This is a genomic window from Nocardia carnea NBRC 14403, from assembly GCF_000308515.1.
Lineage (GTDB): Bacteria > Actinomycetota > Actinomycetes > Mycobacteriales > Mycobacteriaceae > Nocardia > Nocardia carnea.
Window position 1 is genome coordinate 51119 of sequence record NZ_BAFV01000070.1, and the last position, 15588, is coordinate 66706.

At 65.8% G+C, this 15588-nt stretch carries 21 protein-coding genes; 5 read left to right on the forward strand and 16 right to left on the reverse strand.

Annotated elements, in window-relative coordinates; genetic code table 11:
• Window positions 1-31 precede the first annotated feature (31 nt).
• From ON22_RS24235 to ON22_RS38135, 7 genes are all read right to left on the reverse strand, one after another.
• Window positions 32-610 (reverse strand): pyridoxamine 5'-phosphate oxidase family protein, encoded by a 579-nt coding sequence (locus ON22_RS24235; protein WP_033246351.1) that lies wholly within the window; start codon window positions 608-610, stop codon window positions 32-34.
• Between the two features lie 188 nt (window positions 611-798).
• Window positions 799-1092 (reverse strand): hypothetical protein, encoded by a 294-nt coding sequence (locus ON22_RS24240; RefSeq protein ID WP_156052384.1) that lies wholly within the window; start codon window positions 1090-1092, stop codon window positions 799-801.
• A gap of 209 nt (window positions 1093-1301) precedes the next feature.
• Window positions 1302-1628: a DUF4288 domain-containing protein gene (locus ON22_RS24245; RefSeq protein ID WP_033246353.1), complete on the reverse strand. Its 327-nt coding sequence runs from the start codon at window positions 1626-1628 to the stop codon at window positions 1302-1304.
• A gap of 3 nt (window positions 1629-1631) precedes the next feature.
• Window positions 1632-2327, reverse strand: coding sequence for an HAD family hydrolase (locus ON22_RS24250; protein WP_051158024.1), 696 nt, complete (start codon window positions 2325-2327; stop codon window positions 1632-1634).
• Window positions 2324-2722 (reverse strand): hypothetical protein, encoded by a 399-nt coding sequence (locus tag ON22_RS37620; RefSeq protein WP_197039729.1) that lies wholly within the window; start codon window positions 2720-2722, stop codon window positions 2324-2326. Before ON22_RS37620 ends, ON22_RS24250 begins: the two co-directional genes overlap by 4 nt.
• Window positions 2631-3107 carry a winged helix-turn-helix domain-containing protein gene (locus tag ON22_RS38620; RefSeq protein WP_197039722.1) on the reverse strand — a complete coding sequence of 159 codons (477 nt, stop codon included), beginning with the start codon at window positions 3105-3107 and terminating at the stop codon, window positions 2631-2633. The genes ON22_RS37620 and ON22_RS38620 overlap by 92 nt, the downstream gene beginning before the upstream one ends.
• A gap of 594 nt (window positions 3108-3701) precedes the next feature.
• The gene (locus ON22_RS38135) at window positions 3702-3830 is read right to left on the reverse strand and encodes a hypothetical protein (RefSeq protein ID WP_255218555.1); all 129 of its coding nucleotides are present in this window, start codon (window positions 3828-3830) and stop codon (window positions 3702-3704) included.
• Between the two features lie 70 nt (window positions 3831-3900).
• Between ON22_RS38135 and ON22_RS36855 the strand changes: the two genes are divergently transcribed.
• Window positions 3901-4110, forward strand: a complete 210-nt coding sequence (locus ON22_RS36855) for a hypothetical protein (protein ID WP_156052386.1) — start codon at window positions 3901-3903, stop codon at window positions 4108-4110.
• Window positions 4111-4359: 249 nt separating this feature from the next.
• Here the strand turns inward: ON22_RS36855 and ON22_RS24265 are convergent, their stop codons facing one another.
• The 8 genes from ON22_RS24265 to ON22_RS24300 all read right to left on the reverse strand — a co-directional run bounded on the left by ON22_RS24265 (window position 4360) and on the right by ON22_RS24300 (window position 10574).
• Window positions 4360-4722: a hypothetical protein gene (locus ON22_RS24265; RefSeq protein WP_033246645.1), complete on the reverse strand. Its 363-nt coding sequence runs from the start codon at window positions 4720-4722 to the stop codon at window positions 4360-4362.
• On the reverse strand, window positions 4715-5182 hold the full coding sequence (locus tag ON22_RS24270) for a hypothetical protein (protein WP_033246355.1): 468 nt from the start codon (window positions 5180-5182) through the stop codon (window positions 4715-4717). The genes ON22_RS24265 and ON22_RS24270 overlap by 8 nt, the downstream gene beginning before the upstream one ends.
• Before the next feature lie 224 nt (window positions 5183-5406).
• On the reverse strand, window positions 5407-7032 hold the full coding sequence (gene groL, locus ON22_RS24275; protein WP_033246646.1) for a chaperonin GroEL: 1626 nt from the start codon (window positions 7030-7032) through the stop codon (window positions 5407-5409).
• Window positions 7033-7287: 255 nt separating this feature from the next.
• Entirely contained in the window at window positions 7288-7581 is a 294-nt protein-coding gene (locus ON22_RS24280; RefSeq protein ID WP_033246356.1) for a DUF222 domain-containing protein, read from the reverse strand.
• Window positions 7582-7736: 155 nt separating this feature from the next.
• Window positions 7737-8501 (reverse strand): Clp protease N-terminal domain-containing protein, encoded by a 765-nt coding sequence (locus ON22_RS24285; RefSeq protein WP_033246357.1) that lies wholly within the window; start codon window positions 8499-8501, stop codon window positions 7737-7739.
• Window positions 8502-8553: 52 nt separating this feature from the next.
• Window positions 8554-9447 (reverse strand): CDP-alcohol phosphatidyltransferase family protein, encoded by an 894-nt coding sequence (locus ON22_RS24290; RefSeq protein ID WP_033246358.1) that lies wholly within the window; start codon window positions 9445-9447, stop codon window positions 8554-8556.
• Window positions 9447-10172, reverse strand: coding sequence for a phosphatidylserine decarboxylase (locus ON22_RS24295; RefSeq protein ID WP_033246647.1), 726 nt, complete (start codon window positions 10170-10172; stop codon window positions 9447-9449). Before ON22_RS24295 ends, ON22_RS24290 begins: the two co-directional genes overlap by 1 nt.
• A gap of 141 nt (window positions 10173-10313) precedes the next feature.
• Window positions 10314-10574 carry a GlsB/YeaQ/YmgE family stress response membrane protein gene (locus tag ON22_RS24300; RefSeq protein WP_033246359.1) on the reverse strand — a complete coding sequence of 87 codons (261 nt, stop codon included), beginning with the start codon at window positions 10572-10574 and terminating at the stop codon, window positions 10314-10316.
• Window positions 10575-10829: 255 nt separating this feature from the next.
• On the opposite strand from ON22_RS24300, the gene ON22_RS24305 reads away from it, so the two are divergent.
• Entirely contained in the window at window positions 10830-11876 is a 1047-nt protein-coding gene (locus ON22_RS24305; RefSeq protein WP_033246360.1) for a beta-ketoacyl-ACP synthase III, read from the forward strand.
• Here ON22_RS24305 and ON22_RS24310 read toward each other — a convergent pair.
• Window positions 11851-12303, reverse strand: a complete 453-nt coding sequence (locus tag ON22_RS24310; RefSeq protein ID WP_086007804.1) for an SRPBCC family protein — start codon at window positions 12301-12303, stop codon at window positions 11851-11853. The two genes, ON22_RS24305 and ON22_RS24310, sit on opposite strands and share 26 nt — an antisense overlap.
• A 199-nt stretch (window positions 12304-12502) precedes the next feature.
• Here ON22_RS24310 and ON22_RS36860 point away from each other — a divergent pair, with 199 nt between their 5' ends.
• The 3 genes from ON22_RS36860 to ON22_RS24320 all read left to right on the forward strand — a co-directional run bounded on the left by ON22_RS36860 (window position 12503) and on the right by ON22_RS24320 (window position 15464).
• A complete protein-coding gene (locus ON22_RS36860; RefSeq protein ID WP_156052387.1) occupies window positions 12503-12664 on the forward strand; it encodes a hypothetical protein in 162 nt (53 codons plus the stop codon).
• A gap of 72 nt (window positions 12665-12736) precedes the next feature.
• Complete coding sequence (locus tag ON22_RS24315; RefSeq protein WP_033246361.1) at window positions 12737-13195, forward strand: hypothetical protein; 459 nt, start codon at window positions 12737-12739, stop codon at window positions 13193-13195.
• Between the two features lie 58 nt (window positions 13196-13253).
• The gene (locus ON22_RS24320; protein WP_033246362.1) at window positions 13254-15464 is read left to right on the forward strand and encodes an AAA family ATPase; all 2211 of its coding nucleotides are present in this window, start codon (window positions 13254-13256) and stop codon (window positions 15462-15464) included.
• The last annotated feature ends 124 nt before the right edge of the window (window positions 15465-15588 follow it).

The following is a 15588-nucleotide window of genomic DNA, read 5'->3' on the forward strand; positions in this document are numbered from 1 at the left end:
CGGCGACGATTACCCAGGATGCGGCAGGCGGCTACTGCCTGGCCACCGGCGGCAGCGGATGCTCCGGATCCAGCGCGGGCAGGCCGTCGATGCTGTGCCCGTTGTCGCCGGAGATCCGCCCGGCGTACTTCTCCGCCGGCTGCCGGGCGTGATGGGCGTCGAGCACCGGGCGTTCGCCGACGAGATCGTAGTAGGGCACCGAGTACCCGCACGAGTCCGCTATGCGATCCACCGTGATCACGATGGCCATCCGGACGCCCGGGTGATCATTCCCGAAATGCTGCCGCAGGCTTTCGAACTCCGCTTCGTCGGGCCGTACAACCCGGCCGGTACCGAACAGACGCAGAATTCGCGAGTTCCGGGTGAACGAGCAGAACATGATGGTGATCCGCCCGTTGTCCCGCAGGTGCGCGATGGTCTCCACGCCGCTACCGAACAGATCGAGGTAGGCCACGGTGTGCTCGTCGAGCACAGCAAAGGTGTCGCGGTATCCCTTGGGCGATAAGTTCACCCGCCCACCGTCGGACGGTGCGGTCGCGACGAAGAACATCGCCTGCTTTCCGATGAACTCCCGCAACGACTCATCGATATGCGAAAACACCTTGGCCACCGCGCTCGCCCTTCCCTCGTCCGACCCGGACTCGCCCGAGCCTATCCACACGGCTCAGCATCTGCTGTTACCCCGGTCTCCATCCAGGCCGGCTCTTCCGGCACCGAAGCGAAAGCGCCGGTGCGATCGGGCAGCGTCGGTGGACCGATAAAAGCTGCGGCCACGGAGTCCGGTCGCCGGAGTTCGTGCTACTCGCTGGTGGTGTAGTAGACCGTCATCGAACGGTCCACGTCGCCATCATCAATCGGCGGGTTGAAGACCACAGTCTCGATCGTCGCATCGCCGAGGCAGCCGACAGTCTCGTCTGCGAACTTCTTCAGAAGGTGCGCTGTCCCGGCCCGGCCGGTACCCGCCGGATGAGCCTGCGAAGCGTGGTAGACGATATTCGAGCCCGCCGGGACCGGACCGGCGACCTCGACGTCGTTGCCGAGGGCGTAGTACACATCGATCATCGGCCTGAATTCGGCGTTATCGGTGAGCACCGTGTGAATGTCATGTTCAAGACCGTGATCTCGCCCAACTCGTCCATGGCGTTCGCGGTCTCTCGGAGAAGGTCGGAGAGCCGTCCGGCCTCCTCACCCGAGGCCCGGAAGTGCAGCTGCTTCCACTTCGGGATTCTCTCCACAGTTCGCCCAATCCTGATAGTAAGTGTCGGTCGGCCGCGCGCCCTCGCTGGACGGCGCATCGCGTCTCAGTCGTCGAGCAGTGTCTCCCACCGCGAATAAGCTTCGAAGTCACGGAAGTGGCGCGAATACAGGACCCCACCCTGTGAGAGGTCATCGGTCAGCGATGCGGCGACGTCGATGATCGCGGTGGGCGTGACGGTGATCGTGTCGCCTGCTTCATTCTTATAGGCCCCCTCGTCGCTTCGGAAGTTCGTTTCTGCGAGTTCCGGCGCTTCAGCTTCGGATTCCGCGTAGACGAGGGTCGTATCGTCCCTGTACGAGGGCACATAATCGGCGGCATCGGAAGTGAATTTGAACAGTGTGATGGCAATGTAAGGCTTTTTGGCCATCATCAACTACTCCTTACCTGCGCTTCGGACAACCGACTGCCGGAGCGCCTGCCGGAGTTGGGACACATCGGTGACAACCGCCGAGGGACGTCGTGCTGTCAGCCGCGCGAGCTTACTGGGTTTGTTGGCGAATGCGATTGTCGGAATCCCGGCGGCCTGCCCCGCTTCGATATCGGCGATCGAATCGCCGACGAACACGGCGTGCGCCTCGTTGCACCGCTGGTCGTTTAGAGCTGCGGTGAGCAGATGCGGTGCCGGCTTCAGTAGCGAGACATCAGCGGAGGTACGAGCATAGACACCAGCGATATACGCCGCGTAGTCGTCGGCCGCCAAAAAAGTGCGAATGGCAGCTTCCGAGTTGTTGCTTACAATAGCTACCGCAATCCCTGGAAGTTCGGCCGCTTCGCGGATGAACTCCAGTGCATGTGGTGTCGAATCAGCGCACATCACGGCCTGAGTCTCGAGATCCGTGAACCGGCGCTCGACGTCCGCGGCCAGTTCGGGTCGGGACTCGGCGGCGTATTCGAGCACCCGGAAAGGGTCCTGCGCTCCAATGAGCGCAAGCGGCGGATCACCGATCACGCCCAACAGTTCTTGCGCCACAACATCGCTGGGAATCCCGCTGAATACGCTGCATATCGGCCCATCGAAATCGAGAAGAATCAGCCACCGGCCACCCAGCAACGTCCCCAGCGCCGTCACGGCCGGTAGTCCCGGGCAACCGAGTTCCAGATGCTGTCGAACCAAACCTGCGACTGGTCGACGAACTGACTACTGCTGGAATCGGGATCGGCGTCGCGCGAGTACTGGAAGAGCATGGCGTCCTTGCCCATCAGGTCCCAGATCGCCGTCGACTCGCCGTCGAGCTCGAGCTTGCTTTCCCGCACAGGGTAGTAGCCGAAGAACACACGCTCCCGGTTCAGAACGTAGAGCTTGAAAAGTGGAGTCGCAGGATACGAACGGACCTGCGCTGCCGCAGAGGCAACGAGCCCCAACCGGCCGAGTTCATCTACCGCATCGACGATAGCCAGCGCGTGCCGCTCCATGATGCGGGTAGCACGGCGACGAAACGCGGGACTGTCGGCCAAGTCGTCCACCCGCGCCGGGAGCGTCCACGGCGAGGATGTATCCGGAACGAGCATTCGCACCGTGCAGTGTCTCCCCGGAGAATCCGGCGAAGTCGATCGTGACCGTGGACGATCCGAAGGACTGTTCGATATGCGGACGCAATCCGACCGGCCGCTCCGTACGCTCCCGAACATAGACACCGCTCCCCTTTCGGGACACAACCAAGCCCTCGTCGCGCAGGATGCGAACGGCCTGCTCCGCCGTGGCCTTGGCGACGCCGAACCGTTCCCTGAGTTGCGGACCCGACGGCAATCGCTCGCCCGGGGACAGTTTCCGGGTCAGAATCGCCGCCCGGAGCACGTTTGCGATCTGCTGCGAAGGTGGCCGGGGGTCATCCGGGTCGATCGGGTCCATTCGACCACAGTAGCCAATCTACCTAGGTACGCCAGGACCTCTTGCTCACCCTGGGCAGCTTCACCTATCGTTATTTACCTAGGCAGGTTGGGTATGTTGCGGCGGGGTCGAAGGTCCCGCAAGCACTCCCCGTCCCGCCACGGAGGCGAGCCGAACCCCCTGTCGCGATCTGTGAAGGAGAGCTTTGAACAATGAGCACGCCCCGCGTCCGCACATCCCCTCGAGATCTCCACTGTCACAAAGGTCGATAGATGCCGCGTTGAATCTGTGGCGCGAGGGTGAGTGCTACGACTGCGCCACACTGGAACGAATCGCAGCAGGCCTGCGAAGCCTTGACACACCTCTCGATGGGCCCGAACTACGCACCCAATATGAGATCGATGGTGTCATCGCACGCTGGAAAGCCGCACGTCAAAGGAATACTCGGTGACCGCGCACTCGGACCGGGTACCGGCGATCGCATATATCCGCACAGATCTGTGTGGAGCATCTCGGCGGCTGGACGGGCAACGCCTGCACCGACTATCCCTTCGCCTGGGATATGAACTACAGGAAACGATTCGGACCGACACCACAGTTCCCGACCGGTTGGCGCTACTCGAGGACCGCATCCGAAACCATCAGGCCGAAGCGGTATTCGTGCCCACAGCCGACCACCTGGATGGACAGTTGGCCCGGATTGTCGTAAAGGCCGACGTGATAGAGCAGGATGGGCGGACCCATGCGAGGTGGTCGCCATTTGCGAACTTACTCGACGAAACCGCTATTGCACGACTAACGCAACGGTGGATCGATGAGCGACACCGAATTCGCAACCACACCGAATGAACTGACCCCGGTCGCTGCCCACGAAAATGCCGATTCTGCGCAGAATCACTTCACCGGCCTCGACTCGCAGTTCGCCGCACGCAGCACGATCAGGTCTCCCGGCCGGGCAGAGGCCCTGCCGTCGTCGCTATCGACGACCATCGACCCCGCCGTAACAATCCATACCTCCTCGTAGGGGGCTACGAGCGGCGCCCGCGTACCGGCGTCCAGCTGCGTGAAGCCGACGCTCATCCGGCCGTACCCCTCTCCGCCACCACGGAGCCGAACCGGATCCCGCCCTCGATATGTTCCCAGGTCCGCACATCGGCGGGCGGGAAAGCCGGATCGGCCGCGCGGACACACCGGGCTCGCTCGTCTTATCATCGTAGGTCGGCAAAGAGTTTCTCCCGCGTAGGTTTCGACTTCCCCGGCGGATTCCAGACCGTCACCGGCGACGCCTATCCGTCTGCTTGGGATGTCCGGCCCCGGCCTGTGTTATCCACACCGTCCGGGACTCGTCGTCGATCGCATACCAGACACGACCGCCACCGGTGACCTCGTATTGCCACTGCTCTAGTTCGATAGCATCGATCTTCACTCTGGCCAGGTCGTACTTCAACGGATGCTGCCGGGCTGGTTCGTCACGGCACCGCGGATCGGCAGTCAGTGCAAGCCAGGCGCGGTCCAGATTCCCTGGAACCTGAGACCGAAGCGCTGCCCATCCGATCGCTGCCTGCCGATCGACCACCCGCACCACCCAGCCGGTCGGGCGGCGGACTTCGTCACCACGCCCCAGCTTGTCAGTCATCACCACCACCGGGCCGCTCCACTTCCGCAGACCCGGTTGTATCGAACGGCCCGCGTAGGCGCGTGGCCAGATCTGGATCGGAGTAGATCTCGGCGGTCGACTGCCATTCGGTGAACGCCCGCGCAAAAGGCAACAGCAGTCCAGTTGCCGCACCGGCGAGTAGGTGATCGAGAAGTTCAGTGACACACTGCGGCCGCGCTTCGACAGGGAGCCACTTCAGCCAGGGTAGTTCCTCGGCGAAGACCTCTTCCGCAAGTGCTCGGTTGCTCTTGGCGATGATGGCCAGCGACCGAGCGGCCAGACCGAGCCCCTGGACCAGCGCATCAAAGCGCTCGGAGCGCATGAGCACCAGATTCTCCGCGTCACGACGCTCGAGGATCACATCCGCATCCTCCAGCGCGGGGAAGACACTGGTCTGCTTGTTGATCAGCGTCGAGAAAGCGAAGGTCCGAGTAGCCATGCCATCATGGTACCCGAACTTCGAAAGTAGTTCAGTTACAGTAAGCGGGAGCTATCGGCGGTAGGCCGTCTTGTTGCCGAGAAATTCGTCGAAGTCACCGGTCGGTTGTAGACGTCCAGGATGCCCCACCAGCCGGTATCAACACAGATGTGGAACGACCGAGGGCCGGTCCACCTGACGGTGGACCGGCCCTCGGTTCGAAAAGGGTTGCCGGGAGGCTGGACTCAGAAGTCCATGCCGCCCATGCCGCCGGTGGGATCGGCCGGGGCGGCCGAGGCCTTCTCCGGCTTATCGGCGACAACGGCCTCGGTGGTCAGGAACAGGGCCGCGATGGAGGCCGCGTTCTGCAGGGCCGAGCGGGTGACCTTGACCGGGTCGGCGACACCGGCGCCGAGCAGGTCTTCGTAGTCACCGGTCTGGGCGTTGAGGCCCTGGCCGGCCGGAAGGTTGGAAACCTTCTCCGCCACCACGCCGGGCTCGAGGCCGGCGTTGAAGGCGATCTGCTTCAGCGGAGCCGACAGCGCCACGCGGACGATGTTCGCGCCGGTCGCCTCGTCACCTTCGAGCTTCAGGTCGTCCAGAGCCGGAGCCGACTGCAGCAGGGCCACGCCGCCACCGGCGACGATGCCCTCTTCGACGGCAGCCTTGGCGTTGCGCACGGCATCTTCGATGCGGTGCTTGCGCTCCTTGAGCTCGACCTCGGTCGCAGCACCGGCCTTGATGACCGCAACACCGCCGGCCAGCTTGGCCAGGCGCTCCTGCAGCTTCTCGCGGTCGTAGTCCGAATCCGAGTTCTCGATCTCGGTGCGGATCTGCGCGACCCGGCCCTGGATGGCCTCGGCATCGCCGGAGCCCTCCACGATGGTGGTCTCGTCCTTGGTGACGACGACCTTGCGGGCCTGGCCGAGCAGCTCGATGCCGGCGGTCTCCAGGTTGAGGCCGACCTCTTCGCTGATGACCTCGCCACCGGTGAGGATGGCGATATCGGCGAGCTGGGCCTTGCGGCGGTCACCGAAGCCCGGAGCCTTGACGGCGACGGACTTGAAGGTGCCGCGGATCTTGTTCACGACCAGGGTCGACAGGGCTTCGCCCTCGACGTCCTCGGCGATGATCAGCAGCGGCTTGCCGGCCTGGATGACCTTCTCCAGCAGCGGCAGCAGATCCTTGACGGTGGAGACCTTCGAGCCGACCAGCAGGATGTACGGATCCTCGAGGACCGCTTCCTGACGCTCGGGGTCGGTGACGAAGTAGCCCGAGATGTAGCCCTTGTCGAAGCGCATACCCTCGGTGAGCTCCAGCGACAGACCGAAGGTCTGCGCCTCTTCGACGGTGATGACGCCTTCTTTGCCGACCTTGTCCATGGCCTCGGCGATCAGTTCACCGATGGACGGGTCGCCCGCGGAGATACCGGCGGTGGCGGCGATCTGCTCCTTGGTATCGATCTCCTTGGCGGAGTCGAGCAGCTTGGCGGTGACGGCCTCGACGGCCTTCTCGATACCGCGCTTCAGGCCCAGCGGGTTCGCGCCGGCCGCGACGTTGCGCAGACCTTCGCGCACCAGCGCCTGGGCGAGCACGGTGGCGGTGGTGGTGCCGTCGCCCGCGACGTCGTCGGTCTTCTTGGCGACTTCCTTGACCAGCTCGGCGCCGATCTTCTCGTACGGGTCCTCGAGCTCGATCTCCTTGGCGATGGACACACCATCGTTGGTGATCGTGGGGGCGCCCCACTTCTTCTCGAGCACGACGTTGCGGCCCTTCGGCCCCAGCGTCACCTTGACCGCGTCGGCGAGGGCGTTCAGACCCCGCTCGAGGCCGCGACGGGCCTCTTCGTCGTACGCAATTGTCTTGGCCATTGCGGTGAGATCCTCCAAATGATGAGGCTGACACACAGGATGACCGCCTTGTCGGGTCACCCTTAGCTACGCTGTGGCCAGGCTCGGTGCCCGCGACGGACGACCAGGGGTGTCGTGTACCCGATCTCACCGTCCCGACCTAGCACTCTCCGTTCGAGAGTGCCAAAGCCATTTTTAGCACTCGCCGATAGCGAGTGCAAGGTAGATGCTCGTGAAGACCGCGAGAACCCCACCGCTCGACCTACCGGAAATACCTCACAGGCTGTCCGTCACACGGAGGGCGAGCGCCAGGAAGGCGTCCGCGCGCCGCTCTTCCGGACTCCGGGGTTCCCCCTCGTCGATGGTGACGAATTCGGCATCGTGCAGGAGAAGCTCCGCTTCGACCCGCATGATCGCGCGGATGAACGGCGGCGCGACCTCGGGTGGCAGATCACCGTTGACCACGTAGCTGCCGTCGGACAGGGATTCGGTCGAAACATAGGTGAGTGCGCGCAGCAGATCGTCCCGGTGTTCCCCGGCGACCAGATCGGGGTCCGTTTCATCCGCCATTGCTATAGGTTACCGGGACTACCGCCCCCGCCGGGAGCGCCGGCGCGAACACCGGGGACACGCCACAGCGCCCCCGACCACAACAACGGTGCGCAGCACTGCCCGGTTTCCGCTGCTCAGGGCGACTATCGGGCGGACCGCAGCGCGGCGGCCTATTACTTACCGGCGACGATCTGCTGAAGGATCTCGATCAACCGCGCTTCGAGCGCATCCTTGCGCAGACCCGCATCGGACAGGACGCCCGTCCCGTTCTCCTGCTCCAGAATCGCCAGCAGGACGTGTTCGGTGCCGATGTAGTTGTGACCCAGGCGCAGCGCTTCCCGGAACGTCAGTTCCAGCGCCTTCTTGGTTTCGGCATCGAAGGGCACGAGCCCGCTCATCTTGCCGCTGGAGGTAGCGGCCTTCAATTCTTCGGGCGAGATCGCCGCGCCCGGTTCCGCACCCGATACCGCGATGGCGGCGGCCGCGAGATCGGCCGGCGAGACGTCCTGGTCGGCGATGAGCCGGACCGCCAGGCTGTCGGACTCACTCAGCAGGCCGAGGATGAGATGGGGCAGGTGAATCTCGGCACTACCGGCGCCGCCGGCTGCTTCTTGAGCGGCGACGACCATCGTCCGGGCCCGTTCGGTGAATTTGGCGAAGCCCGCGTTGGGGTCCATTTCGGCGGATGGATCCCCGGGCGCCTTGGGAACGAAACGTTTCTGCGCGGCCTGTTTGCTGACGCCCATACTCGTGCCGATATCGGTCCAGGAGGCGCCCGAGCGGCGCGCCTGATCGACGAAGTGGCCGATCAGATGGTCGGCCACGTCGCCGAGGTGTCCCGCGGCGACCACCGCGTCGGACAGCTGTTCCAGGGCATTGTCGGGGCGAGCTTTTTTGATGACCTCGATGAGGTCGTCCAATCGCACTGGTGAGTTCATGCGTCAACTATAGGTTGACGAATTCGCTATCGTCAACCGAAAGTTGACGATCTCAGTTCCGGCCGCTCGGCCGCCGCAACCGCAGGCGGGAATCCCCACGCAGCACCGGGCGCCGGATCTCCGGCCGGCGCAGTACCGGCAACCGCCGATCGGCCCGGCGCTGAGCCCGCCGCTCGGACGGTTTGTACTGCCAGGTCTCGGGCCGGGCAGCCACCCACCGCTGCGAGTACCAGGCGAACGGGATATGCCCGATATACATCACGATGAGCACCAGCAGCAGCACGATCGGATAGGTGATCAGCGCGGCACCGGCCACCGCGACCAGCACCAGCAGCCCCGCGGCGGCCTGCGGGGCCACCGAAACCGATTTCATGGCCAGCGTCGGGATCGTGCTCACACACAGCGCCGCGGTGAACACCGTCCAAGCCGCCACGATCGGAAAACTGGTCCACCAGCCCTCGCCGAACTGGACGAACAATGCGATCGGCGCCATGGCGATGAGCGCACCCGCGGGCGCGGGTACGCCGACGAAGTACTCCCGCGCCCAATCGGGCCGGGTGTCGTCGTCCATCAGCGTGTTGAACCGCGCCAGCCGCAGCACGATGCTCACCGCGTACAGCAGGGCGATGATCCAGCCGGCGCTACTGCTCTCACCGTCGAACAGCACGACATAGATCACCAGCGCCGGCGCCACCCCGAACGAGATGGCATCGGATAGTGAATCCAGCTCCGCACCGATCTTGGTGGTGGCCGACAGCAACCGGGCCAGCCGGCCGTCCAGGGTGTCGAGCACCGCGGCGGCGCCGATCATGGCCAGCGCGATCTTCAGTTCGCCTTCGAGACCGAATTTCACCGCGGAAAGCCCCGAGCACAGCGCCAGGATCGTGACGATACTCGGCAGCAACCTGATGGACCGGCGCCGCCTGCCTTCGATGACCTGCTCCATTACGACCCCGCCGACGGCAGAACCGCCAGCACCGTCTCCCCTCCGATCGTCCGCTGCCCGATATCGACGAGCAGTTCGGTACCGGCCGGGAAATACGTGTCGACCCGGGAACCGAAACGGATCAGGCCGTAGGTATCGCCGATGGTGATCCGGTCGCCGGGGGCCGCATCGCAGACGATCCGCCGGGCCAGCAGCCCGGCGATCTGGACGACCACGACCTGTTCCCCGGTTGCGGTATCGATCACCATGCTGTTGCGCTCGTTGACCGCGCTGGCTTCGGGGAGGTCGGCGGATTTGAAGCTGCCGCGCTGGTATTGCACCTCGCGGACCACACCGGAGACCGGTGTCCGCTGCACGTGCACGTCCAGGACGGACAGGAAGATGCTCACCCGCGGCAGCGGCCGATCCCCGAGGCCGAGCTCGGCGGGCGGGGTGGCGGTATCGACGAGCGCCACCTCACCGTCGGCGGGCGCCACCACGACGCCCGGCCGGTTCGGCGGAACCCGGTGCGGATGCCGGAAGAATGTGGCACTCGCCGCGGCGGCGGCCAGTCCGGCCCGCCGTAGCCAGGGGCGACGCCGTCCCGCCAGCGCCACGGCCAGCGGCGCGGCCACGAACGGCAATCCGGCCGGATGCATCGGCGGGACCGCTTTACGCACCAGATCGGCCAGATGGCCCGGCCCGGTACGTTCCGGGGTACCGGGCGGAGTGGGACGGCGTGCCACAGATTCCTCTTTCATACTCGATTCGATCCACTCGGACCGACGGTACGGTCGGACACCCATGGCGTCCCGGCCGATCCTGTCGGCGCAAGCGTTCACACCTTACGCCGAGCAGGGGTATTCGTGCCGGGTGTCGCCGCAGGCTTACCTCCTGACGACCAACTTCACCAGGAACAACAGGATGACCGCGCCGGCCAGGCAGGTGAAGAAGCTGAACCACCAGCCGCCTCCCGCGACGTCGACCCCGAAGGCCGCGAGCAGGAAGCCGCCGAGCAGACCACCGACGACACCGACCACGATATTGAGCAGGATCCCCTGTTGTGCATCGGTTTTCATGATCTTACTGGCTATCCAGCCGGCGATACCGCCGATGATGACCCAGCCGATGATTCCGAGACCGAGCATGAGTATTCCTCGCTATCTGTTCGGTTGCGCGCTCACGGTGGCGAACGCCTATGCGGGCGATACCCGGGCACCGCCGGGATAACCCCTGGAGGAAAATCGGATATGAGCTGCCATCGCGCGAACACCGAGCTAATATGAGGGTGCCTCATGTCTTCGGATTGCCCGGCAGACGTCAGCCGACGCCGGGCGAGGAATCCACATCGAATCGGGTCAACCCTCGCGGCGATGCCGCCGCAGGTACATAGGAGAAGCACCATGGCTACTCAGATCGCCCAGACGACCGGGGCGCAGTTCACCGCGATCCTGGGACTGGGCGTCTATCGCCCGGCGCGCGTCGTCACCAACGACGAAGTGGCCGGGCCGATCGATTCCAGCGATGAGTGGATCCGCACCCGCTCGGGTATCCGCACCCGACGATTCGCCGACGATTCCGAAACCATCCACTCGATGAGTGTCGCGGCCGCGCGCGGCGCCCTCGAATCCGCCAAGATCGCCGCCGACCAGGTCGACTGCGTGATCGTGGCGACCTCTACCCACCTGCTGCTCACCCCCGCCGCGGCGCCCCGGATCGCCACCGAACTGGGCGCGGGCGGCGCTGCGGCCTTCGATATCTCCGCCGGCTGCGCCGGTTTCTGCCACGGCCTGGCGATGGCCTCGGACCTCGTACGTGCCGGTACGTCGTCGCGGGTGCTGGTCATCGGCGTGGAGAAACTGACCGACACGATCAACCCGGCCGATCGCAGCACCGCATTCCTGTTCGCCGACGGCGCGGGCGCGGTAGTGGTCGGCCCGGCCGACGAACCGGGTATCGGCCCGACCGTATGGGGATCCGACGGCACCCAGCACCAGGCGATCCGGCAGGACAAGGACTGGATCGAGTTCTTCACCGAGATCGAGGAGAAGGGTCTCGACGCCGTCCGCCCCTACCTCGCGATGGAGGGCACGGCGGTGTTCCGGTGGGCGGCGCATTCGCTGGAGAAGGTGTGCCGCGACGCGGTCGATCGGGCCGGGCTGGCCATGGACGACCTGAACGCCATGATCCCGCATCAGGCCAACGGCCGGATCATCGAGATCATGGCGCGGGTGCTGAAACTCCCGGAGAACTGCGCGCTGGCCAACGATATCGAGGAGGCCGGCAACACTTCGGCAGCCTCGATTCCGCTGGCCATGGAGACCCTGTTACGAACCGGCCAGTCGAAACCCGGCGATACCGCACTGCTGATCGCCTTCGGCGCCGGACTCTCCTACGCGGCGCAGGTCGTGAAGCTGCCGGAGTTCAGCTCGCCTCAACCGCTTTCTTGATCTGCGCCAGCGATTCGTTCATCCCGCGGACCAGACTCTCCTCGAAGGCTTCCTCGCCGCCGAGCACCGCGTTGATCAGGGTCCGTGAGACCCAGGTGGTGCCGTTGGGGGCGTCGCGGCATTCGGTGAGCCGGGTTCCGTCCGCGGTCTCCTCGAGCGTGTAGGTCCAGATGGTGCGGTTCTGGCTGACCCGGAACGCCAGTGCGCTGTTCTTTTCGTAGCGCAGGATGCGGGACGTGGTCGGCCAGAACTTCCAGCCGTCGCGGTTGAGGTTGACGGTGATCACGCCCGCCCTCGGTTTGCCGATCGGGATCATGCGCACACATTGCGGGCTGAACTCCGGCATCCGGCGCGGATCGGCGAGCACCGCCCAGACCCGGTCGGGCGCCGCGGCGATTTCGATACTGGCTTCCAAGTTCTTCGGCACCATTGCCTCCAGATAGCTGACACTCCAAGTATCAGAAAGAGTAGCGATCGGCTTCGTCTCGGTCACATTTTCCCGGCCGGCATATCGATAGCGTGGATCCGGAAGCAGAATCGAGGTGTAGGACCCACCGGTTCAGTTAACGCCAACGCAAGGACGACACGACGCCAGCAAACACTCAGCTACGGTAAGGTGATGGGCCGTGAACCTTCGCTCGCTATTACGCCGCCAGAACTCTGAGGGGCTACCCAAGTTGCCCGCGCTCGAACCGGATGACGCCGTCGGCGACGACCGCGTCGACGAGCGGCTGGAACGCCTGCTCACCCCCACCGAACTCGATATGGTGCGCAGACACCGCGTCTGATTTCCCCGGCGGTTCCAGTACGCTGCTGGTCGCGCCGGAGGCTCCGGCGTGGCTGATCTCGGGGAATGCGTTATGAAGCGAATTTCAACTGCTGTCCTGGCCGCTACCGCCACCGCGGCACTGATGCTGACCGGTTGCTCGTCGGAAGACCCCGCCGAAGCATCCGGGCTCCGGAAGAACACCGCTACCGGCCAGACATCGCCGCAGACCGAATCCGAGACCGGCGTCCCGGACGAAACCCCCGCACCGGACGCGAGCGCCGAAGCCTCCGAGGCGCCCGCACAGACCTCCGCCGCCGAGGAGGAAACCCCCGCATCCGGACGAGCGTCCGACACCACATGCGCCCAGTTCGCCCAGCTCGACGAACCGGAGCAGCAGCAATTGGTGCAGACGATCCTCGCCGAGAACCCCGACTCCACCTTCGTCGGCAACCCCAATGCGGCCCTCGGCACCGCAAAGCTGGTCTGCAATTCCAGCAAACTCGCCGATCAGAAGGTCGCCATGGTCGCCGGGATCGTCGTCAACGGGTGAGGCACCTTTCTCCGCGCGCAGAATAGACACTGTGGCTGAACTGGCTTTGACCGTCCGAATGAATTCGTCCGCCGCGGATGCCCGGCGGGGGGTGATCCGGCTGCACCCGGAAGTGCTGACCGCGCTGGGGCTACGCGAATGGGACGGGATCACGCTGGTCGGCGCCCGCCGGACCGCCGCCGTGGCCGGGCGCGCCCCGGCCGACACCCCGGCCGGCACCGCCCTGCTCGACGATGTGACCCTGTCCAACGCCGGTTTGCGGGAGAACGCCACCGTGGTGGTATCGCCCGCGGCGGTGCACGGCGCCCGGCATATTTCGGTGAGCGGGTCCCGGCACGCCACCCAGTCGATACCGGCCGCCACCCTGCGGCAGGCTCTACTCGGCAAGGTCGTGACCGTCGGCGATACGGTCTCGCTACTGCCCCGCGATCTCGGCCCGGATATTCCGTCGTCGGCGGCCAGCCAGGCCCTGTCCCGGGCGTTCGGCATCGCCTGGACTTCGGAACTGCTCACAGTGGTCGCCACCGAGCCGCCCGGCCCGGTGAGTGTGCAGCCGAATTCGGCGGTCGAATGGACCGCGGGCGCGGGAAGCCAGCCGGCGGTGGTGCGGGTCAACGGGCAGGGCGGGCCGGACCAGCCACTGGTACCGAGCCATCTCGACACCGTCTGCGAGACCGATCTGCCGGGAGCCGTCCCGGTGACCAGTACACCCGCCACCGGAATCCGCGTGGAAGAACTGGCCGGCGCGCGCCAGCAGGCCGCCAAACTCGAGGAATGGCTGAGCCTGGCGCTCGACGAACCCGAGTTACTGAAAGCGCTGGGCGCCGCACCTCACCTGGGTGTTCTCATCACCGGACCGGCCGGGGTCGGCAAGGCCACGCTGGCGCGGGCGGTGGCCGCACCGCGCCGGGTGGTGGAGTTGGACGGCCCCTCGGTGGGTGCCGCCGAGAGCGGCGCCCGGCTACGGGAGGTGGCGGCTGCTGTCGCCGCGACCTCGGGTAAGGGCGGCGTACTGCTCATCACCGATATCGACGCCCTGCTACCGGAACCGGCCGAACCGGTGGCGACTCTGATCCTGGATCAGCTACGCGCGGCGGTGGCCGAACCGTGTGTGGCATTGCTCGCGACCACCGCACACCCCGCGGCGGTCGATTCCCGGCTGCGCGCACCGGACCTGTGTGATCGCGAACTCGCACTGGCCCTGCCCACGGCAGCCGTTCGTAAGGCGCTGCTCGAGCAGTTGCTGGCGAAGGTGCCCACCGGGGAACTCCGACTCGAGGAGGTCGCCGCGTCCTCGCCCGGTTTCGTGGTCGCCGATCTCGCGGCGCTGTGCCGGGAGGCAGCGTTGCGGGCGGCGGCGCGGGCCAGCCGGGACGACAGCACCGAGCCCCGGCTGGAGCACGAGGATCTGCTGGGCGCCTTGGAGGTGATCCGCCCGCTGTCCCGGTCGGGAACCGAGGAACTGGCGATCGGCAGTCTCGGCCTCGACGATGTCGGCGATATGGCCGAGACCAAACAGGCGCTCACCGAGGCGGTGCTGTGGCCGCTACGGCATCCCGATTCGTTCGCCCGGCTGGGGATCGAACCGCCGCGCGGAGTTCTGCTGTACGGCCCGCCGGGATGCGGGAAGACTTTCCTGGTCCGCGCGCTGGCGGGTAGTGGGCAGCTGAGTGTGCACACCGTCAAGGGCGCCGAGCTGATGGACAAATGGGTCGGCTCGTCGGAGCGTGCGGTACGGGAACTGTTCCAGCGCGCCCGTGACTCGGCGCCGTCGCTGATCTTCCTGGACGAAGTGGATGCGCTGGCCCCGCGGCGCGGGCAGAGCTCCGATTCCGGGGTCGGTGATCGTGTGGTCGCGGCCCTGCTGACCGAATTGGACGGGGTGGAACCGCTGCGCGATGTGGTAGTGCTGGGCGCCACGAACCGTCCGGAACTCATCGACCCGGCGCTGCTGCGGCCGGGCCGCCTCGAACGGCTGGTTTTCGTTCCACCGCCCGATGCGCAGGCTCGCGAGGCGATTCTGCGGACGGCGGGACGTTCGGTCCCGCTGACCGAATCGGTGGACCTGACCCGGCTGGCCGCCGACCTGGACGGTTTCTCCGCCGCCGACTGCGCCGCACTCCTGCGCGAGGCCGCGCTCGCCGCGATGCGCCGGGATGTGCTGGCTGCCGATGTCACCGCCGACGATATCGCCGCCGCCCGTCAGGCTGTCCGGCCTTCGCTCGACCCGGCTCAGGTCGAGGCGCTACGCCGCTACTCCGAAAGGTGAGCACGGCTCGCGGCGCGACAGCTCCGGCGCCGCGGCCCCCTGCCCGTTATGTCTGACCTGCACAAATCGTTGCCGAACGGTAGCCGAATACGGACCGAGGTCCGCATACGTGTACGATTGTGCC